This window comes from Pontibacter indicus, from assembly GCF_900156345.1.
GTDB classification, from domain to species: Bacteria; Bacteroidota; Bacteroidia; order Cytophagales; family Hymenobacteraceae; genus Pontibacter; species Pontibacter indicus.
This window is the reverse complement of record NZ_FTPP01000001.1, coordinates 973,396-1,000,382: the sequence shown is the minus strand read 5'-3', so window position 1 is coordinate 1,000,382 and position 26,987 is coordinate 973,396. Positions and strand designations below refer to the sequence as shown.

Below are 26,987 nucleotides of genomic sequence, written 5' to 3'. Positions count from 1 at the left end.
GGATAAATACCTTACAAACTGTAAATGAAGAAGAAAGAAGTTGAAGTTGTGTTGTCGCCTGAGGTGGCGTACAACGACGAATTGTTGGAGCGTGAGCTCATTTTAAGTGCTGGTCTCAAAGCAGAGCAGGTAAAGCACATCCACCGCATCAAGCGCTCCATCGATGCGCGCGGTCGTCAGGTGTTGCTCCGTGTAAGAGCTGACTTATACCTGGACACCCCTCCTGCTGAGATTATATCAGCTAAGTATATTTACTCCGATGTCGGTAATGCCAGGAAAGTGATCATTGTCGGGGCCGGTCCTGCCGGGCTGTTTGCGGCATTGCGCTGTATAGAACTTGGTTTGAAGCCAATAGTGCTTGAGCGTGGCAAAGATGTGCGCTCCCGCCGTCGTGACCTGGCTGCCATCAACAAAGAGCACATCGTGAATCCGGACTCGAACTACTGTTTTGGGGAGGGCGGTGCCGGTACTTATTCAGATGGCAAGCTCTATACCCGTTCTAAAAAACGCGGCGATCTGCAACGCATTTTCGAAATTTTTGTGCAGCATGGCGCTACCCGCGACATCCTGTTCGACGCCCATCCGCATATCGGCACAAACAAACTGCCCCGCATCATTTCTGCCATCCGCGAAAGCATCGAAGCTGCAGGTGGCGAGGTGCTGTTCGACAAGCGCGTGACTGACTTTATACTGGAGCAGGACGATATGAAGGGTGTCGTGACGCAGGATGGCCAGGAATACCTAGGCGAGGCCGTCATCCTGGCTACTGGCCACAGCGCGCGCGATATCTTTGAATTGCTGCACCACAAAGGCATTACCATCGAAGCAAAGCCTTTTGCGATGGGCGTTCGCGTAGAGCATCAGCAAAAACTGATCGACAGCATCCAGTACAAGTGTGAAGACCGCGGTTGCTGGTTGCCAGCCTCTTCTTATGCGCTGGTACACCAGACGGTTTATGACAACAAACAGCGCGGCATTTTCTCCTTCTGCATGTGCCCCGGTGGGTTCATCGTGCCATCGGCTACAGCGCCCGGCGAAGTGGTAGTGAATGGCATGTCGCCCAGTCGCCGTGACTCTAAATTTGCCAACTCAGGTATAGTGGTGGCCATTGAACTCGAAGACATGGAGTTGGATAAGTATGGCCCGCTGGCAGGCCTGCGCATGCAGGAAGCCCTTGAACGAAAAGCCTGCGAAATGGCCGGAGGGACGCAGAAAGCCCCTGCCCAGCTCCTCCTCGACTTCACACTTCAGAAAACTGGTGGCGCCTTACTGGAAACTTCCTACCAACCCGGCCTCACGCCAGTGGATATGAACCAGTTGTTCTCGCCCGAGATGGCCTATCGTCTTCGCGAAGGTTTCAAGGCATTTGGTAACAAAATGCGCGGTTACCTAAGCAACAATGCCCAGATCGTCGGGGTAGAAAGCCGTACCTCCTCCCCTGTGCGCATTCCCCGCGACCGGGAAACGTTGGAACATGTGCAGATCAAGAACTTATACCCGTGCGCAGAAGGCGCCGGCTATGCGGGCGGTATCGCGTCGGCGGCAATGGATGGGGAGCGCTGCGCAGAGAGAATTGCGGCTAAAGTGCTGCAACAGGTATAGCGTGCAGTATTGCATCTGGTTTATACCTTATTGCGCTGTAACGTTTCAGGTCTCATTGCGGTTAAATAGAGGGATCAACAAAAGCTGAACTATGAAAAAGACACTTGTATTGGGTGCTACCGATAATCCATCCCGCTTTGCCTACAAGGCCATTCACCGGCTGCAGCAGCACGGCCACGAAGTGGTGCCGGTGGGCATTCGCAAAGGAGAAGTCGGCGGACAGCCCATCATCACCGATAAAGAACAGAAAATAGAAGGGATTGATACGGTCACGCTTTATGTGGGACCGCAAAACCAGCCGAGCTGGTATGACTATATCCTCACATTAAGGCCTAAGCGCATCATTTTCAATCCGGGTACAGAGAACCGTGAACTGGAGCAAATGGCTGAGGATGCAGGTATAGAAACCATGCACCACTGCACGCTCGTTATGCTGGCCTCCAGTACTTATTAATTTTTCCGGTATTTTTAATCGGAAGCTGTAACCTCTGCAGAAGGTGGGCGTATAATCCAATATAATCAAAGTTTGCAGATGGCATTTGTTGTCTATGCGAATTTTAGAAAAAGGGATCTTTCAAGAGATCCCTTTTTTGTTTTTATGCCTCCCGCCGCAGCACTTCCAATGGCGGCCTGTTCAAAACACCCCGGCTGTTGAGTAGGCCTACCACCACCGTCAGCAAAGTCACGAGCACAAAGATGATGAGCAATGGCCAGAGTACTGGTACGAATTCCATCTCGAAGCTAAATACTGCCAAGGCCCAGGCGGCGCCAAAAGCGATCACACAGCCCACCGCGGCGGCCAGGATGCCTAGCATCAGGTACTCCATCAGCGTTATACCTAATATTTGTTTCTTGTTAGAGCCCAGTGTTCGTAGCAGCACACTCTCCTGCACCCGCTGAAATTTGCTGACATTGACAGAGCCCACCAGCACCAGCAAACCCGTGAATATGCTGAAGAGCGCCATAAACTGAATCACAAAAGAGATCTGGCTCACCACTTCCTCCAGCGTACGAAGGATTAGGTCGAGCCCGATGGCCGATACGTTCGGGAAGGTTTCGACCATGCGGCGCTGGAACTGCGCTGCCTGCTGCTCGTTGTCGCTACGCGTCATCAGTACATGGAACTGTGGTGCCTCTTCCAGCACACCTTCCGGGAAAAGCACCTGAAAGTTGGTCTGCACCCGGTTCCAATCCACACGGCGCAGATGCGCCACACGTGCAGGTATAGTCGCACCTTGCACATTGTACACCAGCGAGTCTCCTACCTTTACTTTGATACGCTCTGCATACCCTTCTTCCAGCGATACAGGTACCCTGTCAGCGCCCTTGTACTGCCCCTCGCTCCATTCTCCTGCTTCCGTTTTCTCCGAATCACTTAAATGGTCGCGGTACGTTACCCGGTATTCACGCGTGAAATTTCGTGGCCTGATCTCCAGCGTCGTGTCTTTGCGCACATCGGCCAGCGTCAGGTTGTTGATCTGCTCCAGCCTGACGGTCACGATCGGGTCAAAGTACAGGATCGGCAGTCCCTCCGCTTTGGTCAGGTCGGCTACTTGTTCCCGCTGGCTGTTCTGGATATCGAAAAGCACCAGGTTGGGCTGGTTCTCGGTGCCAGAAAGGGACACCTCGCTCAGCAAAGTGCGCTGTACCATGAAAAGTGTACCAATCAGCGCCGTGCCCAAACCAATTGACACCATCAGCAACAGGGTCTGATTGTTGGGTCGGTAGAGGTTTGCCAGTCCCTGCCGCCATACGTAACCCCAGTGTGCCGGGAAGAAACGTTTGACGGTCCAGGAAAGCCCTTTGGCGAGTAGTGCGAGCACCAGGAAGGCCGCGATAACGCCACCCGTAAAGTAGAGCGCCTGCCACCAGGTACCCAGTTGCCAGCGCGAGAAGACCACGATAAAGCCTAAGAGCAAACCGTATACCGCCCACCGCAGCGGATCCTTCTGGTTCGTCAGGTGCTCAACGGTGGCGCGCAGCGTAATCAGTGGCGATACTTGCCGGATGCTCAATAAAGGTAGTAGTGCAAACAAAACCGATACGATCACCCCTAGCAGCACGCCCTGGGTAGCAGCAGTCACAGAAAAGTACGCATCCACCGAAACGGGCAGGAATGTTTTGAACAACTCCGGTAGAATCAACTGCACCACACTGCCCAGAGCCGCACCGGCTATACCTCCGATCAAGCCCATGCCCATCACCTGAAACAGGTATACCAAAAAGGCCTGCTTGCCGCTCATACCCAGGCAACGCAGTATTCCGATAGTAGCCAGTTTATCGCGCATGTACACGTGTACCGCGCTGGCCACGCCTACGCATCCCAACAGCAAGGCCACAAAGCCCACCAATGCCAGGAAACGGGCTAGCTCGTCGTAAGAACGGCCCATGCTCGCTTTTCGGGTTTCTACGGTGTCGTAGAACATGCCGTACTCCTCAAAGCGTGGGTCCAACTTGTTGGCTAGCGTATCCGGCTGCACAGATTCGTTCAGATCATAGTAATAGTAAAAGGAAACCCGGCTGCCGCGCTGGATCAGTCCGGTCTCGGGTAGGTATTGACGTGGAATGTACACTACGGGGGCTACGGCAGCCGTCATGGCCGTCTGCCCAGGTATACGGTGCAGGGCACCTTCGATGGCAAAGGTTACGGCACCCACCCGGATCGAGTCTCCGATCTGAGCCTCATACTGCAGCATCAGGTTATAGTCTACGAGCGCCCGTTTGCCTTCCCGAAAGCTGAGGCTGGCTTCAACCGGATTGGTCTCGATAGCACCGAAGTAAGGGAAACCGCCTTCCAGCGCCCGTACCTGTACCAGGCGGGTATCGTTACTCTTTACAAAGTAAACCATTGACATCATGCGGTTCTCGTCCGAGCGCTCGCCCAACGTACTCACCGAGTCGATGATGGCTAAGGATAGGGAGTCAGGCTCTTTGTTCATGCCCATCACCAGATCAGCGCCAATCAGGCTTCTAGCTTTTTCGTCGATAGCCAGTTGCAGACTGTCACGGAACGAGTTGATGGCCACCAAAGCGGCTATACCCAGCACGATGGATGAAAGGAACAGCAACAGCCTTCCCCTACTGCGACGCGTATCGCGCCAGGCCATTTTGAGAAGCCAGGGTATGTTCAGCCTGGGTTTATCTGGATTTGGCTTGTTGTTAGACAAGGTATACTTTATGTTTGGTGAAGTAAGTTATTGTTGTACTGCTGTTTATTTCTCAAACAAAAGAATCGTTAGACAATGTGCTTAAGGAGTATCTAACCTGCACTTTATGTAAGCTTTGGCCTCTTTTGTCCTTTGTCAAAAAGTTCTTTTGCCAAGTGCCACTTCAGAAATTGGAGCCCTCCGGTTGCTGAACCCGCTCGGGAGCCCCTGTATCGGAGACTACATGACCGCCCTTGATGCGAATAATGCGTTGTGTCTTCTCAGCCAGTTCGAGGTCGTGGGTGACAAGCACGAGCGTGGTGCCGGCCTCGCGGTTCAGGTCAAACAGCAACTTCTCTACCTTCTCGCCGGTTTCCTCGTCGAGGTTGCCGGTGGGCTCATCAGCAAACAGAATGGTAGGCCGGTTGGAGAAAGCCCTTGCCAGTGAAACCCGCTGCTGTTCCCCACCTGACAATTGTGTCGGGTAGTGGTCATGGCGTTCGGCCAAGCCCACACGGGCCAGCAGGTCCATGGCTTCGCGCTGTACGTTGCGTTCGCCGCGTAGCTCGAGCGGCACCATCACGTTTTCAAGCGCCGTAAGAGTTGGTATAAGCTGAAAGTTTTGAAAGATAAAACCCACATATTGGTTGCGCACCTGCGCCCTAGCGTCTTCGCTCAGATTATCGAGGCGCACACCGTTCAGGATAACGGAGCCGCTACTGGCACGATCAAGTCCGGCGCAAAGTCCCAGTAGCGTGGTTTTACCGCTGCCAGATGGTCCCACAATCGAGCAGGTGTCACCGGCTTGCAGTGTAAAGTTGATGCCTTCGAGCACGGTGAGGTGACGGTCGCCGCTGTTGTAGGTTTTTTTCAGGTTATTGATTTCTAGTATAGTAGACACGTTTTTGTGTTTTTTGAAATGGAACGACAGGTATAGCACAACAGGTATAGGAAAACGCTGAGCTATTCCCGAACCTAATAACTTCTACAGGTCGTTATAGGTTTTAAGATTGATAAAACTAAATTTAGGAAAAAATCAGCTACATGAACAATAAGAGCAAGTATATCTCCCTATTTATAGCCCTCTCCCTTACTTTTTCCAGCTGTGATCAGGCGGGGACTACCGAACAGGTGACAACAGAGCAGCAGGTACAAAACGACACCACCACTCCTGCCGAAGCCCCTAAAAACGAGCGAGTCAAGACAATCGTCTTTTTCGGAAACAGCCTGACGGCCGGGTATGGACTGGAGCCTGACCAGGCGTTCCCTGCCCTACTTCAGGAGCGCATTGATTCGTTGGGTCTCCCTTACAAAGCCGTGAATGCCGGACTAAGTGGTGAAACCTCTGCAGGTGGCAAAAGTCGTATCGACTGGCTCCTGAAACAGCCCATTGACGTGTTTGTGCTGGAACTGGGTGCCAATGACGGTCTGAGAGGTATAGACCCGGCTTCGACCTACGATAACCTCGGTACGATCATCGACAAGGTACGGGAGCAAAATCCGGAGGCAGCCATCATTCTGGCAGGTATGCAGATGCCGCCGAGCATGGGTCAGCGCTATACCCAGGAGTTCCAACAGGTCTTCACGCGATTGGCTGAGGACAAGGATGTGACGCTTATACCTTTCCTGCTGGAAGGTGTGGCAGGCGACCGGGCATTGAACCAGGGCGATGGCATACACCCGACGATTGAGGGGCAGCGCATCCTGGCGGACAATGTGTGGACGGTGCTGGAGCCAATTTTAATTGCGAATAGAGCCTCCTAAACCACTTTTTGAAAAATTTTTAAATTATTTTCAAAGATTTGTAACCAAACACAACCATTGCCACGTATAAAAGCATGGCTAAAAGTTGAAAGTTTAATTAATAATTAATCCTTTCAAAAAATAACAGCGCCGGTCCCTTCATTGGAGCCGGCGCTGTATTTTTTTACATTGGTCTTATACCTGTTAGTCTTCAGCCACTTCCGATTTCATCTTCTCGGCTAGTACGTAGTAAGCACCTATGGTTACCACCTGCGCTGCTTCGGGCAACTTGGCCTTAGGCTTCACTTCCGTAAAACCGCCCTCGGCTACACCTGTCTCCACTTCCTGCATGCGGAACGTGGTGGGGCCTTCCTTCACAAACACGTAGTGCTTGCCCTTGTAGCGCACCACCGACTCTTCAGGCAGTGTGGGCATCTCCTGTTTTCCGGCCAGTATTTGCGCGTTCACATACATGCCTGGCAACAGATTGGCATTTTTCTCATTCTCGAGTTCGGCGTGCACCGTTACCATGCGCGAATCGCCCTCAAAAGCTCTACCCAATGCGAAAATCTCGGCTTCCAGGGGCTCACCGGCCACATTCGGCATGGTAAACAACACCTTCTGTCCTTCTTTCATTTTGCTGAAGTCGCGCTCAAACACATTGAGCTCCAGATGCAAGTGCCGGTTGTTCACGATCTCGAACATTTGTTGGCCTGGTTGTGCGTAAGAGCCCATGTTCACGTCAATCACGCGCACATAGCCGTCAATCGGGGCAGTGATGGCCATGGTGGACGTGATCTGACCTGCTTCTACGCTCTTTGGCGAAACACCCATGGCAGAAAGGTGGGTCGCCAGCGCCTTCATACGGGCGCGCTGTACCTGCACATCCGACTCGGCCTGCTCAAAACGCTTGCGCGAGCCTACCTGCTCCTCGCTGAGGGTGCGCTGGCGTTCGTAGTCCTGCTCGGCAAAACGCAGCTGGTTGCGCGTGGTCAGGTACTCCTCCTGCAGCTTGATCAGCTCCGGGTTCTGGATAGTGGCCAGCACCTTGCCCTTTTTCACGTACTCTCCTTCTTTGACAGGTATGCTGCGCACCACACCGCCCATTAATGGGTTAATGCTGGCCTTGTTTTGTGGTGGCAGTTGAAGCTGTCCGTTAGCTGTAATACGGGCCGACAAAGGCCTGTTTTCGATGGTGCCCAGTTCCAGGTTACCCATTTTTTGCTGTTGTTCCGAAAAGGTGACAACAAACGGCGATGTGCTGGTAGTGGTTTCTGTTGTAGCGGCTTCCGGCTCTTCGGCAGGCGCCTGCTTGGAGCATGAGGCCAGCGCGATAAGTCCGCAAAGGGTGATGATTTTGATTTTATATGCTGTCATGTTATTCGAGTCCTGCAGTGAATTCTAAACTAATGATGGTTTGGTTGTACTCCCGGAGGGCGTTGAGGTAATTGGTGCGTAGCTGGTAAGCCTGGTCCAAGGCCTGCACATACTCCACGTAGTCGATGTCGCCGGTCTGGAAACTGAGTTCGGCCGCCTTGTTCATTTGCTCGGCCTGCCGCAGGGCGCCCTGCTCAAAGAAAGCCAAAGTGTTAGCGTGCTTCTGCAACTCCTGCGCCAGGTTTTGCAACTCTGTCATGAGCTGCTGCTGCTGATAGCGTACCTGGCTTTTCACGGCTTCCTCATTCATTCTGGCCGCCTTGATGCGCGAGCGCTGCGCCCCGAACCAAAGCGGGAGGGCTATGCCTACTTCATAGCCCGTAAAGCGGTCGCCGGAGCCATACACGCGGTTGGGGTTATCACGGGGTGCTTCACCCATAAAGGTTTGGTTGAAGTAACCGACCGTAAAGTCTGGTAGCAGACGCGATTGCTCCACTTGTTTCTGTCTTTCGGCTACCTGTGTGGCACTTTGCAGAAAGGCCAGGTATGGGTTCGATGCCAAGGTAGAACTATCGGCCTGTATGACAATTTCCCGCTTGCTCAGGCGCTCGTCGGTAAAGCGAAGCGGCTCCTCTGCCTGCAATAATTGACGCAATCTTCGCTCGGCTATTTGCTGATCGGCCTGGGCTTGTTGCAGTTCTGTTCTTATACCTAGGCTGCGTGTTTCGGCGGTGGCTTGTTCTAAATAGCCGGTTTCCCCTGTCTTAAAGCGGATGGTAGCGGCTCGGGTAAAACGTCCGTATAGGCTGTCCTGCTGTTGCAACAGCCGCAGGCGTTCGTTCTGGTATTGCAGCGAATACCAGGCCTGCTTCACATCCCGGACAAGTTCACGCTCTACGATCTGCTTTTGGGCCTCGGACTGTTTGATGTTGGCATCGGCTAATCGCGCCTGATTGCGGTAAACGGTCGGAAAGGCGAACTGCTGGGAAGCAGAAATGTACTCGTCCTGATTGATCGTGCTGATCTGCCCACGGCTATAAGAAATATTTGTCTTGGGCAGATCAGTGGCAGCGCCGCGCAGGGCCTGCTCCCGCTCCACACTATAGGCCGCGCTTTTCAGGCCGAGATTATGCTCGCGGGCATAGTTGATACTCTGCTCGAGGTTCAACGGACCCTGCACCGACTGTGCTATACCTTGTCCGGCAAACAGAGTTCCTCCTGCAATGAGAAGCAGCGTGATAAAGTGTACGGGTACTGCTTTGTGATGCACTTGCTCTTCGGTTGGCTTTTCGTTGGAAGAGAAAATATAGTAGAGCACCGGCAATACTACCAGCGTCAGCAAGGTAGATGTAAATAGGCCTCCGATTACGACTGTAGCTAACGGACGCTGCACTTCCGCTCCTTCTGAGCCGGAAAGTGCCATCGGCAGGAAGCCCAGAGCCGCTACAGAAGCCGTCATCAGTACCGGACGAAGACGCACGCTTGTGCCCAGCAGTACACGCTCGTAAACATCCGTCATCCCTTCCCGCTTCAGCTGGTTGAAGTAACCGATCAGTACGATACCGTTCAATACAGCCACACCAAACAGAGCGATAAAGCCAACGCCAGCCGAGATGCTGAAGGGCATATCGCGTAGCCAAAGCGCGAAAATTCCGCCGATGGCTGACAAAGGTATAGCCGTGAAAATGAGCAGGCTTTGCTTGACTGACTTAAAGGCAAAGTATAAGAGCAGTAGGATCAACAAAAGGGCGGCCGGAACGGCAATCGACAGACGCTCCTTGGCATGTACCAGGTTCTCGAACTGTCCGCCATAGGTAATGTAATAGCCAGCCGGAAGCGGTAGTTCACGTTCCAACTTATCTTGAATTTCGGATACAATCGACTCCACGTCGCGCTCGCGCACGTTGAAACCCACCACAATACGGCGACGGCCATCCTCACGCGAAATCTGCATCGGGCCTTCCTCAAAACGGATGTCCGCCACTTGCTGAAGCGGTATCTGTCCACCCGCTGGCAGCGATACAAACAGGTCTTCGATGTCATTCAGGTCGTTACGGGCACCGCCCTCCATGCGTACCACCAGGTCGAAGCGGCGATCGCCTTCGTAGATGGCTCCGGCAGTCTGACCGGCAAATGCAGTACGGAGTACCGCATTTACATCAGCCACCTGCAAACCATACTGCGACATACGCGCTCGGTTGTAGTCTACCACAATCTGCGGCAGACCCGTTACTTCTTCCACATAAATATCCTGCACCCCTTCCACGGGAGCAATCAGTTTGTCTACCTGACCGGCCAGATCGGAAAGCTGATCCAGGTCCTCGCCGAATATCTTGATGGCCACATCCTGGCGGGCACCCGTCATCAGTTCATTGAAGCGCAGTTGGATTGGTTGCTGGAAGCCGTAGTTCACGCCGGGCAGCACTTTCAGTGCCTCGTCCATTTTGGCGGCCAGTTCCTGACGGTTGCTGGCGCTGGTCCATTCGTCCTTGTCCTTGAGCAGGATCATAACGTCGGCCGCCTCAATCGGCATCGGGTCCGTTGGGATCTCGGCTGTGCCGATCTTACCGATCACTTCCGTTACCTCCGGGAATTGTGTCAGCAGAATTTCACTGGCTTTGGTAGTGGTTTCGATGGTTTGGCTGAGCGAAGCGCCTGGTACCAGACGCAAGTCCATCGCAAAGTCGCCTTCCTCCAGATCTGGCAAGAACTCCCCTCCCATGCGGCTGAACACAATCAGGCTGAAAGCGAAAAGCACGAGCGCTGCTCCGATTACAATTCCCTTGCTACGCAGGGCGAAGGTAATAACCGGTCGGTATACCCGTTCCAAAAATCCCATCAGACGGTCGGAGATATTGGGTTTGTGCTTGGTGGTTTTGCTGAGCATCAGCGTGGATACCATCGGCACGTAAGTAAGTGACAGGATAAAAGCACCCAGAATAGCAAAGCTCACGGTCTGGGCCATTGGCTTGAACATCTTGCCTTCTATACCTACCAGGGCCATAATCGGCAGGTATACGATCAGAATGATGAGCATACCGAAGGCCGCGGAGTTCATGATGTTGGAGGCAGCGCTTTTTACTTCCAGGTCCATCTCCTGCTGGGTCAAGCGTCGGAGTGGCAGATCTTTGTTCTTGACTACAATGAAGTGCAGCACGCCTTCTACAATAATCACAGCACCGTCTACGATCAGGCCGAAGTCAATGGCGCCCAGACTCATCAGGTTGCCCGACACGCCAAACACATTCATCATACCCAGCGCGAAAAGCATCGATAAAGGTATAACAGAGGCCACCACAAGTCCTGCCCGTAGGTTTCCAAGCATGAGCACCAAAACAAAGATCACGATCAGACCGCCTTCGATTAAGTTCGTCGCCACCGTGTTGATCGCCTTGCTCACCAAATCGCTGCGGTCCAGGTACGCTTCGATGATGACACCTTCAGGTAAAGAGGACTGAATAGTAGCAACTTTATCTTGCACGCTTTTGATTACCTCGGAAGAGCTGGCTCCTTTCAGCATCAGCACGATACCGCCAACCACTTCACCCTCGGTGTTGCGGGTAAGCGCACCATAGCGCACGGGGTGACCGTACTGCACTTTGGCCACGTCGCGCACCAGCACCGGCATACCATTCCGGTTGGACACAACAATTTTTTCGATATCCTCCAGCGAACTCACCAGTCCAAGTCCCCGGATGAAAAAGGCATTCTGGTTTTTTTCGATGTAGGCTGCGCCGGTATTTTCATTGTTTTGCTCCAGCGCCCCAATCACATCGGTGACGGTCAGGTTCATGCTGCGCAGGCTCGCTGGGTTCACAGCTACCTCGTATTCTTTCAGGAAACCGCCAAAGCTACTCACATCCGCCACACCGGGCGTGCCCAGCAGTTGACGTCGTACGATCCAGTCCTGTATGGTGCGAAGCTCGGTAGGGCTGTATTTTTTATCACTCTCCGGGTCTGTCACCAGCACATACTGGTAAATCTCGCCCAAGCCGGTCGTAACGGGAGCCAGTTCAGGCGTGCCCATCTCCTCCGGTATCTGCCTGGCGGCATCGCCCAGACGTTCTGAAATCATTTGCCGGGCCAGGTACTGGTCTACTTCGTCTTTAAACACGACCGTGATGACGGAAAGCCCAAAGCGCGAAACAGAGCGCATCTCCACCACATCCGGCACGTTGGCCAGCGCCATTTCGATAGGGGTTGTGATGAAGCGCTCCACTTCCTGGGCAGCCAGTGTAGGCGAAGAGGTCACCACCTGCACCTGGTTGTTGGTGATGTCGGGAACGGCGTCTACGGGCAGTTGCGTAAGGGAGTACGTTCCCCAAACGATCAATGCCAGCACCATCAACCCGATCACCAGTTTGTTATGTATCGAAAAATCGATGATCTTATTAAACATGGTAAGCTTGATTTTATCAATGGAATAAGAATGCAGCAAAGCCCCAAGCACTTTTCAGGGCCTGTGGTTATGCTTTAAGCTGCATTTTAACTTGAGATTGGATCAGGCTACCAGCCGCGGAGGGTGCCACCAGGTAGAAGCGATCTTGATTTCGCGCAGCTCCGGGTAGATGAGAGGTTTGGTCTGAGGAATAACAGGTATACGAAACACAATATGCGCCGGCTCTACGGTAACTGTAAAGGTCGCACAGCAACCGCAGCTACAGAACAGTGGGCAGGTGTCTTGGTGAAAAGGTGATTCGCCGGTAGTGTCAGCAACGTCCGTCAGGTTAGGGTGATGTTCATGGCTTTCCATGATCTTGTCCGTGCACGGCAAGCAAGCCGTCCAAAGCAGGAACAGGGAAAAGATGATAGCCACGAACTTCATGTCTACAAATATAAACCATTCTATTTGAAACAGGTTCCAATGGCCTTAATTCAGAATTATTCTTAAATGGCTTAAATAAAATCTAGCTGACAGCCTATATTTCATAGCCAACGGTAGGGCGCTCTCAAAAAAATATCAGAAATTTATTTTTGCTTAGGCAACCTCCCGACAAGTATCTTCATCTAAGAGGTAAAGAGCAGCAAAACAGCTCAGACAAAGGCCAGACAAGCGACACTATTTGATAAAATTTTACCCAGCGTGACGGAACAGGAGTTAATAGCAGGTTGCCAGAAGGCCGAAAGTAAAGCGCAGAAATGCCTTTACGAACGCTTTGCCTCGCCGATGTACGGCGTGTGCCTGCGTTACCTCAAAAACCAGATGGACGCGGAAGAGGCTTTGCTGAACGGGTTTATGAAGGTATACCAAAACATAGACAAGTTCGAAGGCAAGGGCAGCTTTGAGGGTTGGGTAAGACGCATCATGGTAAACGAGGCGCTTGGGTTTTTGAGAAAAAAGGAGTCGCTATACCTGTCGATCGAGGATGACCACGTACAAGTGGCGGGCGGCATGGGAGCCGACAACGATCTGGCGGAAGGCGAACTATTGGAGTTGTTGCGCACTTTACCTGCCGGCTACAGGGCAGTTTTTAACCTGTATGCAATAGAAGGATATTCTCACAAAGAAATAGCCGACATGCTGAACATTACGGAAGGCACTTCGAAATCGCAGCTGAGCAAAGCGCGCGCCATGCTGCAGCGAAGACTGACCGGACGTGAAGCAGTCGCCAGCTGATAAGAAGGAGGTTCAATCATGAAACCAGAAGACATAGACAAACTATTCAAGGAGCGTTTGGGAGGCTCGTCGCCCACGCCGCCTGCCGACCTTTGGAACCGATTACAGGACAGGATTGAGACGGAGATGCCTGCCGCCAACAAGAGTGAAGCAAAACCGCGTGGCTTTATGTGGCTTTCCTACTCCATCGCAGCAGCCATTACGCTTTTACTTTCAGTGGGCGTAGTGTTTTACAGCGTGCAGAACGGTACTGTGCCAGTTGAGCGGGATGGCCTGGCCAGTCACAATGGTTTGAAGCCAGAGCAGCCGCTCGTTATACCTGAACCCGCCACTACCGAAGGGCAAATAGCACAGGCAACGGAATCTGCCGCCACTCCTTCAGCAGATGATAAAGCAAAAGAGTTCGCTATACCTGCTGAGACTGTAGTTAGTGCACCTAAGCAGTCGGAGGTGGTTGCCCGACATACTATCGCCAAAGCAAAGTCAAAGTCGGCTGCTAAGAGTGTCGGCTTGAAAAACAGTGCAAAAAACGTAGTCGCCACTTCACAACTCCTGGCACGTAATGAGCGGCCGGCTATACCTGACGCTCCTCAGCAGGTTGACCTCGGTAACACAGGAGAAACCACGCCGGTTGTATTTGCTTCAAACACAGTCGATATGAATGCACAACCTGTCGAAATTATAATAAAGCGTGCCGTGGCCACCCAAGAGTTTGAAGAGAACGAAGAACTAAACGGCTTTGAGAAAAAGCAAAAACTGGCCAAAAACATCTTCAAGCAGGTTCGAAATTTGTCGAACGGGGAAAAGGTTGAGCTGTCGGAACTCGGCATCAATGCAGACAGAATTGCACTTGAAACACAAATAGGAAAACAGAAAATATCTAAAGTCATTAATCTCTAATCTTTTAAAACCATGAAAAAGATACTACTTCTCGTAACGGCCATCCTCATGGCTGCAGCCACCGGTGCGTCTGCCAAAGGCGGTCTAACCATAGGCGAAAGGCTCGGCCAGCAAGACACCATTGTGGTGAAAATGGCAAACGGCGCCAAAATGGTGCTATACCTGCAGAACATAGAGCAGCTCAAAGCCTTCGAAAATTATAGCCTCGACTCCCTCATGCGTGTGCTGAATAAGTATGTGGACCAGGTGGACCGCATGGACAGCGCCAACAAAGAACTTAAGTCGCAGGAAACAACGGTTGTGTTTGGAAAGGAGGGCAACGACCCCGAAACAGTGACCATTACGGTACAGGAGACGGGCCAGGACGGCAAAGTGACGAAGGAAAAGCATGAGATCCGCATCAACAAAAACATCAAGATTGATGTGGAAATTGAGGAAAAGGATGGCAACACGAAAGTAGACGTGAATGTGCCGAACCGGGCCGAACGCGACAGCATCCGCACCAGCAACGAGCGCAAGTCCTACAAAGCCACCCGCTTCAATTTCGATGTGGACCTGGGCCTGAACAATTTCCTGAACGCCGACGACCAGCAGGTGCCTGACCTGAAACCGCTCGGATCGCGTTACGTGAGCCTGAACTGGCACCTGAACTCTCAGATTGGTGGCCGCAAAAGCCCCTTCTACCTGATGTCAGGTCTTGAGTTTGCCTTCAATAACTACATGTTCGACCGCAATTTCGTGATTGAGGAGGATGTGAATGATGTAACCTTTTTCCGCCGTGAAACTGAAATCAACTACGACAAGTCTAAGCTGACGCACTCATCTGTAAACGTGCCGCTCATGCCGATGCTGAAGTTTAAGCGCCAGAATGGCAAAGAAGGATTTAAGATCGGTGTTGGTCCGTTCGCCGGCTACCGCCTAGGTGCTCACTCCAAGTTCAAGTTCGAGGACGGTGGCAAGACGCAGAAGGAAAAAGTACGCAGCAGCTATAACCTGAGCGACTTCCAGTACGGCCTGACCGGCGTGGTAGGCTACGGCAACCTGGATTTGTTCGTGAAATACAACATGAATGACCTGTTCAAAGACAATCGTGGCCCGGACGCCAATGTGATCAGCTTCGGCCTGAGGCTGTTCAACTAAAGAACTGTTTGTTAGGTGATTAAATTGTGTGCAGCAGAGGCCTCTATTCAGAGGCCTTTGTTGTTTCAGGCCCCTGCATGGCGCATGAAATTGTCGATGATGATGGCCGTGGCTGTGGCAACGTTCAGCGATTCGGCTTTGCCAAAGGCGGGGATTTTAATCAGTTGGTTCACTTCACTGGCGACCTCCGGGCGTATGCCGTTGGCCTCGTTGCCCATCACTACCACGCCTTGGGGCTGCAGTTGTATGCGGTGCAGGTTCTCTCCTTCCAGCGATGCTCCATAGATGGGAATACTACCCGGCAGCTCGCGCAACCACTCGCCCAGGTTGAGGTAGTAGGCTTTGACGCGGGTGAAGGAGCCCATAGTGGCTGAAATGGTTTTAGGGTTGTAGAAGTCAGCGCAGGACTCAGAGCACACGATCGTCTGGATGCCGTACCAGTCGGCAATGCGGATGATGGTGCCCAGGTTGCCCGGGTCGCGAACATCGTCCAGGGCAATTGTAAAATCACCGGGCTTGAACTGCAGTGCAGGCAGCTGGCGCATGCGGGCCACGGCCAGTCCGGCATTATTACTCGAAAAAGTGCCCGCCTTTGTCAACTCCTGTTCCGTAACAAGTTCGTATCGTGTACCTTTGCCCAGCCTGTTGCCGTGCTCCTGCAGAAACTCATCGGTAATGAACAGGTGCTGCAGCTCAAAATCAGAGTTCAGAAGCTCTAGTACGCTTTTGGCACCCTCCACCACAAAGGCTTGGTGTTGGTTACGGTATTTTTTTACTTGCAGGGCATTAACGTACTTTACAGTAGCTTTCGACAACATAGAGCAGAGAATCGTTTGAGAACACGATGTTACATATTCGGGCTGGTAATTACAATTATTAGTTTTGCTGCCTGTGTGCCCACCAAAAATCTGGGCGAAAACGAGCAACTCCTCTTAGGTATAGAGCCCAAGGGTATTAACCATGTAAGCCAGACGGATGTGGAGGCGCTTTATCAGCAGCAGCCCAACCGCACCTTCCTGGCCTCTACCCCCTACCTGGCCATCTACAATTTCGGAAAAAAATTCTACAGCCCCTCCCGCATCGACGAGCGCATTGCGGAACTTCGCAAAAAACGCGCAGACAAAATTGCGGAAGTGGGTGGCGACTCCACCAAATCGCGCCGCATACAAGATCGCTATGACCGCCGCATTGCCCGTCAGCGCGACCGCAAGGAAGAGGGCAACCTGCTCATGCAGATCGGTGAGCCCCCTGCCATTTACGACTCCCTGCTAATGGAGCGCACCATGGACCAGGTGGAGATTTACATGAACACCAAAGGCTTCTTTAACCACGAGCTCAGCTATGATAAGAAGGAAAAGGGCAAAAAGGTATACATTACGCTTAACATCAACGAAAACGAGCCTTACCGCTACAGTGAGTTCAACTATGCTATACCTGATGATTCCCTGCTGAAGGTTGTGAAGCGGTACGAGGATCGCTCTTTGCTCAAGGTGGGTGACGTGTATGACGAGCAGTTGATCAGTGCTGAGCGGGATCGCCTGTACGAAATGATTCGCCATAACGGGTATTTTGACTTTGTGCGCGCCTACATCGAGTTTGAGGTCGATACCAGTTTCGGAGGAAACACCGTTCGGGTCAATACCATCATCCAGAACCCGGAGGATCAACCCGCTCACAAGGCTTATACCATCCGGAACGTATATTTTAAAACAGACGCAGACCGCTTCGGTTTGGTGCGCGACACCCTGGAGTACAACAATGTGAAGTACCTGGCCTATAATCAGAGATTCTCACCTAATATACTGGATAAAAAGGTATCCGTCTACCCAGATCAGCGCTATAGTCAGTTCAGGACTTCGCTTACGCAGAGGCGGCTGGCCGAAATGGACGTGTTTCAGTTCAACAACGTCAGTTACAGCAAGATAACAGACCCGACTGATATACTGGCTGGAAATCAGCTCGACGCTTTTGTGAATGCTGTCCCTTCTAAAAAGTTTCAGCAAACGACGGAGTTGGGCCTTACCTACTCAGAGCGCCGGCCGGGACCTTTTTCTACCTTTCGATTAAAGATCAGGAATGTGTTTGGAGGAGCTGAGAACCTGGAGCTAGGTATACGGGGAGGACTGGAAGGACAGTTTAACATATCTAACCCGGAGCAGACGGTGATGATACGCGAGCTCGGTGGAGACGCCGCCCTGACTTTTCCGCTCTTTATTCTACCTTTCGGGGGCAAAAACATTCTGCAGGACTTTAATCCGCGCACTCGGCTGTATGCCGGTTACACCAATGTTAACCGTTTGGAGTTTCAGCGCACGCTTTATGAGGCTTCGCTGGACTATATCTGGTACAAATACCCGCGTCCGTTGCTAACGCCTACGGTGCAGTATGTGTTTTCGCCGGTGAATGTGAACGTGATCCAGGTTGGCCGCATTGATTCAACCTTCGAATCTGATCTGAGGGAGTTGAGTGATTTGAGCCGCTCTTTCATCGAGAGCTTCCGGAGCGGATTTGTTTCTTTTATCGGCTTTAACCTGATCTACAACACCAACGACTTCATACAGTCACGCAACGCCCGTTATTTCCGTGTGCTCAGCGAGGTAGGCGGACTTACATCGAAGCTCGGTATTCTGCCGGAGTTCGGAAGTTTGCGACAGTTTCAGTACGCCAAGATCAACCCGGATTATCGCCGCTACATTCCGCTGGGTGGCAACCGCTATTTTGTTTACAGAGTGAACGCAGGGGTGGGTGGCCCGCTTTTTGGCTCTACTGCGCTACCTTATGATAAGTATTTCTTTGCCGGTGGTGCTGCGAGCGTGCGAGCCTGGACGGCCCGCCGTTTGGGGCCCGGCTCCTACCGTACGTTGCGTACCGAAATTGTAAACGGAGAACCTGTGGTGCGGCCTTATGTAGCGGAGCAGCCGGGAGAAGTACTGCTGGAGGCCAGTGCCGAGTATCGCTTCAACATGGTTGGATTTCTGAATGGGGCAGTATTTGTCGACGCCGGCAACGTTTGGATGCTCAAGCCTGACAGCCGCCCGGGTTCGGAGTTTCAGTTCAATCGTTTCTACAAAGAACTAGCCGTCGGCACAGGTTTTGGCCTGCGTCTTAACTTTTCGGTTGTGATCTTGCGCTTCGACTTTGCCACGCAGGTATACGATCCGGCCGGCGACATCAACGGGAACAAGTTCGTCATCCGCGACTTCCGTTTCTCTGACCTTTTCCGTCAGGCTCCTCCTGCAGAGCGACGGACTAACCTGAACATCGGCATCGGTTATCCTTTCTAGAACCTAATCTTAATAAATAAAGCCCCGTCAGTTAGTGACGGGGCTTTATTTATGTCTGCTATACCTGGGTTTAGTAGTTCAGTAGTTCTTCCATCGCGGTGGCTACTTTATCAGGGTTAGGCAGCATCATCTTTTCCAGCTCCACATTCAGCGGTATAGCGGGCAGGTTGGCGGCACCCAAGGTATAGACGGGCGCGTCCAGCTGCTGGAAGCACTCCTTGGAGATGCGTCCAGCCAGTGACTCAGCAAAGGAGTTCATGAGTGGCTCTTCGGTCAGCACCAGCGCCTTGCCGTGTCGGCGGACAGAGGCTACTACCGATTCAAAGTCCAGCGGGTTGAGCGTGCGCAGGTCCAAGATCTCCACACTTCCTTTAAATTGTTTCGAAGCCGTTTTCGCCCAGTACACGCCCATGCCATAGGTGATCACAGTCATGGAATTGCCCAATCGGATTTCTTCGTCGCTTGCGTGCTGAACCACATTGGCTTTACCAAGTGGCAAAATATAATTCTCGTCCGGCTCCACGGTTTTAGCGTCTTCGGTGCCCGCTACTTTTGACCAGTATAGGCCTTTGTGTTCGAGCATGATCACCGGGTTCGGATCCAGGAAAGCGGCTTTCATCAGGCCTTTCATGTCGGCAGCATTGCTAGGGTATACTACTTTAATGCCGCGTATGGTAAGCAGCGTAGATTCAATACTGCCGGAGTGGTAAGGACCTCCTCCACCATATGCGCCAATTGGCACCCGGATGAGGGACTGGATCGGGAACTTGCCCATTGACAGGTAGCAGCTCTTAGAGAGCTCTTCTACCAGTTGGTTCATACCCGGCCAGATATAATCGGCAAATTGTATCTCGACAATCGCTTTGGCTCCTACAGTCGACATTCCGGCGGTTGAGCCAACAATGTAAGCCTCCTGAATGGGGGTGTTGAACACGCGGGCGTCGCCGTATTTTTTGGCCAAAAGAGCCGCCTCACGGAACACGCCACCGAGCTCCCCTCCCACGTCTTGTCCATAGAACAAGGCCTCCGGATAGGTACGAAGAATATCGTCCACGGCATGGAGCGCGGCATCCACCATTATGGTCTTCTCTGCTCCTGCTGGGCTGCGTTCGCCTTTTTCTTCTGTAACCGGCGTTGGCGCAAACTCGTGCTGGTCAAATGTGTTTGGATCAGGAACTGGGGCATCGAGTGCACGCTGGTAGTCATCGGCTACTGCTTTCTGCGCCTCCTGCTCCAGCCACTGCACTTCTTCTGTGGTCACGTCCGCCTCCAGCAATGCCTGGCGTAGTTTCGGGATCGGGTCATTTACGCTGTGTGCCTGCAGGTTGTCACCGCGGTACCACTCGCGGCGCACACCCGAAGTATGGTGGCCCAACAGCGGCACTTTGGCGTGTACCAAAATCGGTTTACGAACTTCTCTAGCATACTCAAAAGCCACACGCATACCTTCGTACGACTCGCTGAAATCAGAGCCGTTCACGCGTAGGCGCTCCATGCCTTTAAACCCGGCCGCATACTCATAGGCATCCATGGCGCGCATTTCCTTGCCGGTAGCCGAAATACCCCAGTCGTTATCCTGCACCAGGTATACGATCGGCAAATTTTTGAGTACTGCCATCTGGAAGGCCTCGGCTACCTCGCCCTCCGTCACCGAGCCATCGCCCAACGAGCAAAGCACGACCGGCTTCTCCTCTCCATTCAGCAGCCCCTGCGACTCCATATAGGCAATGGCGTGCGCCATGCCGGTAGCAGGGATCGCCTGCATACCAGTGGCCGAGCTCTGGTGCGGAATCGTCGGAAAACCTTCGCGGCGCAGCGAAGGGTGTCCGTAGTAGGTGCGGCCTCCCGAGAAAGGGTCGCCGGCTTTGGCCATGAGTTGCAGCATCAATTCATAAGGCTGCATACCCATACCCAGGAGCATGGAATCATCGCGGTAGTAGAGTGCGGCGTAATCGTAGGGCTTCAGCTGAAAGGCAGCGGCCAGTTGGATGGCCTCATGACCCCGTGAGGTACTGTGCACGTACTTGCTGCAGATCGTTTTGTTTTCTTCGTAGGTGTCTGCCATGGTCTTGGCAGTTATCATGAGGCGGTAGGCCTTTTTAAGAATGCTTGTGTCAATCTTAAAAGCCTCCATCAGTTCTTTTGACATAGATTGCGCTTAGTTATTGGCCGAAGATAAGCAAAAAAGCCCTTTTTCTGAAATCCTTACGAATGTTCGGTAGAGCGGGGTTTATTTGGTAATTTTGAGGCTTCGTATCAAGCAGCACGTATCAAGTAGCACGATTCCTTCGGAGATTATTTGACAAAAGACTATTAGACAAAAATAAAGGACAATTTAAGGTAAGATGTAATTGCCGTATGAAATTCTTTTGTCCTTTGTCATGAAGCCCTTTGTCAGTCATTTCCCTGAGCAAAGTCGTGCTACTTGATACGTGATACTTGATACGACTTTTAAAACCTGAGAAATATGTTCAGAGAAGAAGTTGAAGCCTTTATGCGCCAGTTCCAGTTGGATTTGGTGCGTGACCTGGAGAATTGTGACGGCGGTGCCACTTTTCAGAAAGATGAGTGGCAGCACGAGCAGGGCGGTGGCGGCATCTCCCGCATCATCGAAAATGGAAACGTGCTGGAAAAAGGCGGCGTCAACTTCTCTGCTGTGCAGGGTGAGCTTTCGCCCTCTTTTCTGAAAATGCTTCAGATGCCGGACCCGAAATTCTTTGCAACTGGCGTATCGGTCGTCATGCACCCGCATAGCCCGATGGTGCCGATCACGCATATGAACGTGCGCTACTTCGAGGCGGGCGACGGTACGGCCTGGTTTGGTGGTGGCATCGACCTGACCCCGATCTACGTGGATGTGAAGCAGGCGCGTGAGTTTCACCAGGCCATGAAGGAGGTATGCGACAAACATCATCCTTCGTATTATCCGGAGTTCAAGAAGTGGGCGGATGATTACTTTTTTAATGAGCACCGCAAAGAAACACGCGGCGTGGGTGGCATTTTCTTCGACCGCTTGATGGCGACTGACGAGATCAGCCTGGAGCAGCGCTTTGCTTTTGTGCGTGACGTGGCCTATGCCTTCGCTCCTTTCTATACCTCGATTATCAATCAGAACCGCGACCTCCCTTATCATGAGCGCCAGAAACAGTGGCAGCTGATCCGTCGTGGCCGCTATGTAGAGTTCAACCTGGTGTACGACCGCGGCACCAAGTTTGGTCTTCTGACTAACGGCCGCATTGAGTCCATCCTGATGAGCCTGCCAACACATGCCTCCTGGGTATACAACCACCAGCCGGAGCCGGGTAGCGCGGAAGAAAAGACGCTGGCCTATCTCAAAAAGGACATTGACTGGATCAACATCGCTTAGTTTAAGCCGGAATTGCCAGTCTTTTAAACCTCTTTTTTAATTCTGTAATTTTTAATCAAGCGTAGCGACCACATGCTGGAGCAACTTGAAAAACTTGATCAGGAACTGTTCCTATACCTGAACGAGCAGCAGAGCCCGTTTTGGGACACGATAATGGTCACGGTCTCCAACAAATACTTCTGGATTCCTTTTTACCTGTTGCTGATCGGCTACATTGTCTGGCGCTATCGTCTGCAGAGCATCCCGATGCTGTTGATGGCGGTGGCAGGTGTAGGCCTGGCTGATTATGTGGCCTCCGGTATCTTTAAGCCCTATTTTGCCCGGCTGCGTCCCTGCCACGATCCGGAGCTTTCGGCTATGGTGAATTTGGTGCAGGGCTGTGGCGGACAGTTCGGCTTCCTTTCTTCGCATGCCTCCACGGGCTTTGCGCTGGCGGTGTTCTTCAACCTGATCCTCTCCGACCGCTACCTGGTTTTCAAGATCGTGCTAGTGGCTTGGGCGGTGTTGGTGTCTTATTCACGCATTTACCTGGGCGTGCACTACCCGGGCGATATCATCGGGGGCGCTTTGGTTGGTACCGGAACCGCGATGCTGGCGGTAGTAGGCTACCGTTTCTGGCTCCGAAAATATACCCGCTTTCAACACAAACCTTTGGCATAATCCGCTGTTTCTGTCGTATTGTTAGAACAGCTGATTTCCGGACTTGCAACTACGACATCTCTTATACCTGTTCCCGCTTTTTATTCTACTGCCCGCGCTGCCCGCATGGGCGCAGGATAGTTTTGTGCTGCGCGGCCGGATACTGGAGACGAACTCGGCCAATCCGCTGGCTGGTGCTTCCATCAGTTTAAAGGAGCGCCCTTCTATTGGTACGGTTTCGGAGGCCGATGGCAGGTATAGCCTGACTGCCCCTCCCGGAACCTATACCTTGCTGATCCGCTACATCGGTTACCAAAGCCAGGAGCTGCCGCTGCAGCTTTTCCGAAACGAAACGCTGGACATCAGGCTAGCCCCAGCCAGCTACAGCACCCGCGAAGTGGAAGTGATCGGTACGCGCGTGAAGCCCATCACCCAGACAGCCACCATGGGCGAGCTTGATATTCCGATGCAGTCGGTGAAGACGCTGCCGGTGCTGTTTGGCGAAACCGACATCATGAAAACCGTTCAGTTGATGCCGGGGATACAGTCGGGCGGTGAAGGCAATACGGGCTTTTATGTGCGCGGTGGTGGTTCCGATCAGAACCTGATTCAGCTCGATCAGGCCGTGGTTTACAATCCGGGCCACCTGCTCAATTTCTTCTCCGTCTTCAACAGCGACGCGGTTAACAGTGCTACCATTATCAAAGGTAACATGCCAGCCAGGTATGGCGGCAGGCTCTCGTCGGTGCTGGATGTGGAGATGCGGGAAGGAAACCAGGATAGTCTACAGGTAGAAGGAGGCATTGGGCTGATCGCCTCGCGGCTGACGGTGCAGGGTCCGCTCATAAAAGAGAAGGCTGCGTTCATTTTCTCCGCCCGCCGCACCTATGTCGATGTGCTTTTTGGCCCGTTTTTACGCAATACGGAGCAAGGCGGCGTGCCCTATTATTTCTACGACTTCAACGGAAAACTCTCCTATACCTTGTCGCCTAAGGATAAGCTATACCTAAGCGGCTATTATGGCAAGGATGTGGGCTCGCTCAAACTCTCCTCCGGTCGTTTTGTGGCCGATTTTCAGTGGGGAAATGCCGCCGCTACTGCCCGCTGGAATCACCGGTTCTCAGACAGGCATTCCGTGGACGTGTCAGGCATACTGAGTGATTATGGGTTTAATTTCACCTGGGATTTCGCTGACATCACCACCACTGTGGAGACCGGCGTGCGGGATTATAGCCTCAAAACAGACTTTGTCTATACTCCCTCGGTGCGCCACCAGTTGTCTTATGGTCTGCACTACACCCACCATACCCTCCGTCCCCGTTCCGGCAGTGCCGAAACCGCCGAGGGCGATGTCTTTTCAACAGACCAGATCCTTTCCAAAACGGCTCATCAGGCAGCGCTATACCTGTCCGATGACTGGAACGTGACCGATCGGCTGTTGCTGAGCCTGGGAATTAGGGGCAGCTATTTTGCACAAATGGGCCCCTTCACTTTTTATCAGTTTGATCAGAACCAACGCGCTGTCGATTCGGTGAAGTACTCGGCAGGCGAACGGGTGAAAGAGTTTCAGGCGCTGGAGCCGCGTGTTTCGCTGCGCTATACCTTGGGAGGTGATGCTTCCGTCAAAGCCAGCTATACCCGCTCCGCGCAATACCTGCACCTGGTGTCGAACGCTTATACCACGCTGCCGCTGGACGTGTGGGTGCCGAGCTCGGCGATTGTGGAGCCGCAGCGGGCCACGCAATATGCGGTTGGATACTTTCGGAGCTTTGACCAAAATATGTACGAAGGCTCTGTGGAGGTCTATTACAAAACCATGGAGAATCAGTTGGAGTACCGCGAAGGTTTTGTAGCCGGACCTTCGAACCGCGACCTGGAGTACGAGTTTGTGAGCGGAAGCGGTGAATCGTATGGAGCGGAGTTTTTCCTGCGGCGCAACTACGGCAACCTGCAGGGATGGATCGGCTATACGTTGTCCTGGACAAACCGCACTTTTCCTGATATTAACCAGGGCCGTACCTTCCCCGCCCGCTTCGACCGTCGCCACGATATCTCGCTGGTCGCCACCTATACCTACAGTCCCCGCTGGACCTTCGGGGGCAGCTTTGTGTATGGCACTGGTCAGGCCACCACCATGCCCGAACGCCGCTACCTGATCGAAGGCACGGTCAATTACCAGTACGGAGAACGGAACGCTTTCCGGATGCAGCCTTTTCACCGGTTGGACCTCTCCGCCACATTGGAAGGAAAGACGCAGCGAAGGCTGCAGTCGAGCTGGACCTTCGCGATATACAACGTATATGGACGGCGTAATCCGTTCCTCTACTTCATCGATAGCGAAGGAGCGCCCTACAGCACCGATACAAAGGTACAAGCCAAAAAAGTCTCATTAATTCCGTTCCCCCTGCCCTCGGTCACCTGGAATTTTAAATGGTAATACGATGCTAAAGAACAATCTCCTGATATTAATCTCACTACTTTTCCTGGTAGGCTGCGAGGAAAACCTAAGCATCGACATTCCTGCCGGTCAGGAACAGCTGGTGGTGGAAGGGCACATCGAGCAGGGTGCACCGCCCGTGGTGGTGCTCACGCGCAGTATGCCGGTGTTCGATGGCTTCACTCCTGCTGAAATCGAGGCAAGCTTTGTGCATGGCGCGCAGGTGGAAGTGCGTTCGGGTGGACGCAGCTATACCTTGAAAGAAGTGCCGGCAGCCGCATTCTGGCCTGAGCTACGGCGTGTAGTATCTGAGCAATACGCTATACCCGAAGATAAACTTACCAGTGGCAGCGACTTTATATTCTATGTCTATACTTCTGAGGAACTACGCGGAGAAATTGGCAAAAGCTACCAACTCCGGATCAGTCACGAAGGGCACGTGCTGACTGCTTCGACTACCATTCCGCAGTTAAATCCGCTGGAGGAGTTGTTTATACAGCCACATCCCGACCCGGCACAGGATAGCTTGTTTGTGCTCTTTTACCGCTACCGCGACCCCGATACCCTGGGCAACAGCATTCGCTACTTCACCAAACGCAACAGCGAGCCCTTCTACCCGGGCTACTTCAACTCCGTTTTCAATGACGAATTGATCAACGGTGTGCAGAATTTGAGCTTTCCGCTAGACCGGGGCGAACCTCGCGGAAAGGACCCGGATCTGGACACCTATAGCTATTTCGGCAAGGGCGACACTATTGTGGTGCGCTGGGCTGCCATCGATCTGGAACACTACCGTTTCTGGTATACCCTGGAAAACGAGCGCAACAACAACGGCAGCCCGATTGGATCGCCGAATACAACGCGGTCAAATATCAACGGAGGCTTAGGTGTGTGGGGCGGTTATGGGGTGACTTATCACCGGATTGTGGTAGAGTGATTTTTTAATTGCGCTTGGTTAAGTCATTTCAATTCACTCATTCGCTCGATCACTAAATCACTCAACTTTTACCTAGCAACTTCGCTACATACTTCCCGATAATATCAAACTCCAGGTTTACAGTACTTCCCGGTTTCACCTGGTGCAGGTTTGTATGCTCGTAGGTATAAGGTATAATCGCTACTGAAAAACGGTCATCTTTCGAATTGACTACTGTCAGGCTGATGCCATTAACCGTTACAGAGCCTTTCTCCACGGTGACATTGCCCAGCGAAGGGTCGTAACGGAACGTGAAGATCCAGCTGCCGTTCTGGTCCTCCACCGACTCACATACCGCTACCTGGTCCACATGGCCCTGTACAATGTGCCCATCGAAACGACCGTTGGCGCTCATGCAGCGCTCCAGGTTCACTTTGTCGCCTACTTTCAGACTGTTTAGATTCGTTTTCTGCAGGGTTTCATCAATTGCCGTAACGGTATAGTGATCGCCTGCTATTTCAACCACCGTCAGGCAGATGCCGTTGTGGGCCACACTCTGGTCGATCTGCAGCTCGTTGGTGAATGGGGCCGACAGCGTGAAATGCTTGTTGGTGCCTTCTTCGCGGATGGCTTCTACCTGGCCCATCGCTTCTATAATACCTGTAAACATGGCTTTGCTAACTCTTTGTCTGAATTCAAAATTAACCATGATTTGACTCAAATGCACAATCGGCCCGTTTAATTCGCGCGGGGTGAGATTAAATTGCGAACCGGTTAGGTAACTCTGGGTAGGTATGCTTATTTTCGCATACAGGAGTT

At 52.5% G+C, this 26,987-nt stretch carries 19 protein-coding genes; 11 read left to right on the top strand and 8 right to left on the bottom strand.

Annotated elements, in window-relative coordinates:
* Positions 1 to 24 precede the first annotated feature (24 nt).
* Positions 25 to 1,602 carry an NAD(P)/FAD-dependent oxidoreductase gene (locus tag B0B12_RS04265; protein WP_076666227.1) on the top strand — a complete coding sequence of 526 codons (1,578 nt, stop codon included), beginning with the start codon at positions 25 to 27 and terminating at the stop codon, positions 1,600 to 1,602.
* Between the two features lie 91 nt (positions 1,603 to 1,693).
* Positions 1,694 to 2,056, top strand: coding sequence for a CoA-binding protein (locus tag B0B12_RS04260; protein ID WP_076666226.1), 363 nt, complete (start codon positions 1,694 to 1,696; stop codon positions 2,054 to 2,056).
* Positions 2,057 to 2,198: 142 nt separating this feature from the next.
* On the opposite strand, the gene B0B12_RS04255 is transcribed toward B0B12_RS04260, so the two are convergent.
* Complete coding sequence (locus B0B12_RS04255) at positions 2,199 to 4,709, bottom strand: ABC transporter permease (protein ID WP_076666225.1); 2,511 nt, start codon at positions 4,707 to 4,709, stop codon at positions 2,199 to 2,201.
* A gap of 223 nt (positions 4,710 to 4,932) precedes the next feature.
* The gene (locus B0B12_RS04250) at positions 4,933 to 5,649 is read right to left on the bottom strand and encodes an ABC transporter ATP-binding protein (RefSeq protein WP_076667663.1); all 717 of its coding nucleotides are present in this window, start codon (positions 5,647 to 5,649) and stop codon (positions 4,933 to 4,935) included.
* A 143-nt stretch (positions 5,650 to 5,792) separates the two neighbouring features.
* Between B0B12_RS04250 and B0B12_RS04245 the strand changes: the two genes are divergently transcribed.
* On the top strand, positions 5,793 to 6,512 hold the full coding sequence (locus B0B12_RS04245; RefSeq protein ID WP_076666224.1) for an arylesterase: 720 nt from the start codon (positions 5,793 to 5,795) through the stop codon (positions 6,510 to 6,512).
* A gap of 183 nt (positions 6,513 to 6,695) precedes the next feature.
* Here the strand turns inward: B0B12_RS04245 and B0B12_RS04240 are convergent, their stop codons facing one another.
* The 3 genes from B0B12_RS04240 to B0B12_RS04230 all read right to left on the bottom strand — a co-directional run bounded on the left by B0B12_RS04240 (position 6,696) and on the right by B0B12_RS04230 (position 12,693).
* On the bottom strand, positions 6,696 to 7,868 hold the full coding sequence (locus tag B0B12_RS04240) for an efflux RND transporter periplasmic adaptor subunit (protein ID WP_076666223.1): 1,173 nt from the start codon (positions 7,866 to 7,868) through the stop codon (positions 6,696 to 6,698).
* Position 7,869: 1 nt separating this feature from the next.
* Positions 7,870 to 12,267: a CusA/CzcA family heavy metal efflux RND transporter gene (locus tag B0B12_RS04235; protein ID WP_076667661.1), complete on the bottom strand. Its 4,398-nt coding sequence runs from the start codon at positions 12,265 to 12,267 to the stop codon at positions 7,870 to 7,872.
* Between the two features lie 102 nt (positions 12,268 to 12,369).
* Positions 12,370 to 12,693, bottom strand: a complete 324-nt coding sequence (locus tag B0B12_RS04230; RefSeq protein WP_076666222.1) for a DUF6660 family protein — start codon at positions 12,691 to 12,693, stop codon at positions 12,370 to 12,372.
* A 258-nt stretch (positions 12,694 to 12,951) separates the two neighbouring features.
* On the opposite strand from B0B12_RS04230, the gene B0B12_RS04225 reads away from it, so the two are divergent.
* The 3 genes from B0B12_RS04225 to B0B12_RS04215 are packed head-to-tail and all read left to right on the top strand — an operon-like array spanning position 12,952 to position 15,525.
* Entirely contained in the window at positions 12,952 to 13,485 is a 534-nt protein-coding gene (locus B0B12_RS04225; RefSeq protein ID WP_076666221.1) for an RNA polymerase sigma factor, read from the top strand.
* Between the two features lie 18 nt (positions 13,486 to 13,503).
* On the top strand, positions 13,504 to 14,385 hold the full coding sequence (locus B0B12_RS04220) for a hypothetical protein (protein ID WP_076666220.1): 882 nt from the start codon (positions 13,504 to 13,506) through the stop codon (positions 14,383 to 14,385).
* A 12-nt stretch (positions 14,386 to 14,397) separates the two neighbouring features.
* A complete protein-coding gene (locus B0B12_RS04215) occupies positions 14,398 to 15,525 on the top strand; it encodes an outer membrane beta-barrel protein (protein WP_076666219.1) in 1,128 nt (375 codons plus the stop codon).
* A 65-nt stretch (positions 15,526 to 15,590) separates the two neighbouring features.
* On the opposite strand, the gene B0B12_RS04210 is transcribed toward B0B12_RS04215, so the two are convergent.
* A complete protein-coding gene (locus B0B12_RS04210) occupies positions 15,591 to 16,343 on the bottom strand; it encodes a TrmH family RNA methyltransferase (protein ID WP_076666218.1) in 753 nt (250 codons plus the stop codon).
* Here B0B12_RS04210 and tamL point away from each other — a divergent pair.
* A complete protein-coding gene (tamL, locus tag B0B12_RS04205; RefSeq protein WP_483247307.1) occupies positions 16,302 to 18,809 on the top strand; it encodes a translocation and assembly module lipoprotein TamL in 2,508 nt (835 codons plus the stop codon). The genes B0B12_RS04210 and tamL overlap by 42 nt on opposite strands.
* 70 nt (positions 18,810 to 18,879) lie before the next feature.
* Here the strand turns inward: tamL and B0B12_RS04200 are convergent, their stop codons facing one another.
* Entirely contained in the window at positions 18,880 to 20,958 is a 2,079-nt protein-coding gene (locus B0B12_RS04200; protein ID WP_083704074.1) for an alpha-ketoacid dehydrogenase subunit alpha/beta, read from the bottom strand.
* Positions 20,959 to 21,276: 318 nt separating this feature from the next.
* Between B0B12_RS04200 and hemF the strand changes: the two genes are divergently transcribed.
* The 4 genes from hemF (at position 21,277) to B0B12_RS04180 (ending at position 26,189) form a co-directional block, all read left to right on the top strand.
* Complete coding sequence (gene hemF, locus B0B12_RS04195) at positions 21,277 to 22,176, top strand: oxygen-dependent coproporphyrinogen oxidase (RefSeq protein WP_076666216.1); 900 nt, start codon at positions 21,277 to 21,279, stop codon at positions 22,174 to 22,176.
* Positions 22,177 to 22,248: 72 nt separating this feature from the next.
* Positions 22,249 to 22,836, top strand: coding sequence for a phosphatase PAP2 family protein (locus tag B0B12_RS04190; protein ID WP_076666215.1), 588 nt, complete (start codon positions 22,249 to 22,251; stop codon positions 22,834 to 22,836).
* Between the two features lie 43 nt (positions 22,837 to 22,879).
* Positions 22,880 to 25,252: a TonB-dependent receptor gene (locus tag B0B12_RS04185; RefSeq protein WP_076666214.1), complete on the top strand. Its 2,373-nt coding sequence runs from the start codon at positions 22,880 to 22,882 to the stop codon at positions 25,250 to 25,252.
* 4 nt (positions 25,253 to 25,256) lie between these two features.
* Entirely contained in the window at positions 25,257 to 26,189 is a 933-nt protein-coding gene (locus tag B0B12_RS04180; protein ID WP_076666213.1) for a DUF4249 family protein, read from the top strand.
* A 61-nt stretch (positions 26,190 to 26,250) separates the two neighbouring features.
* Here the strand turns inward: B0B12_RS04180 and B0B12_RS04175 are convergent, their stop codons facing one another.
* Positions 26,251 to 26,838 (bottom strand): riboflavin synthase, encoded by a 588-nt coding sequence (locus B0B12_RS04175; protein WP_076666212.1) that lies wholly within the window; start codon positions 26,836 to 26,838, stop codon positions 26,251 to 26,253.
* Positions 26,839 to 26,987 lie beyond the last annotated feature (149 nt).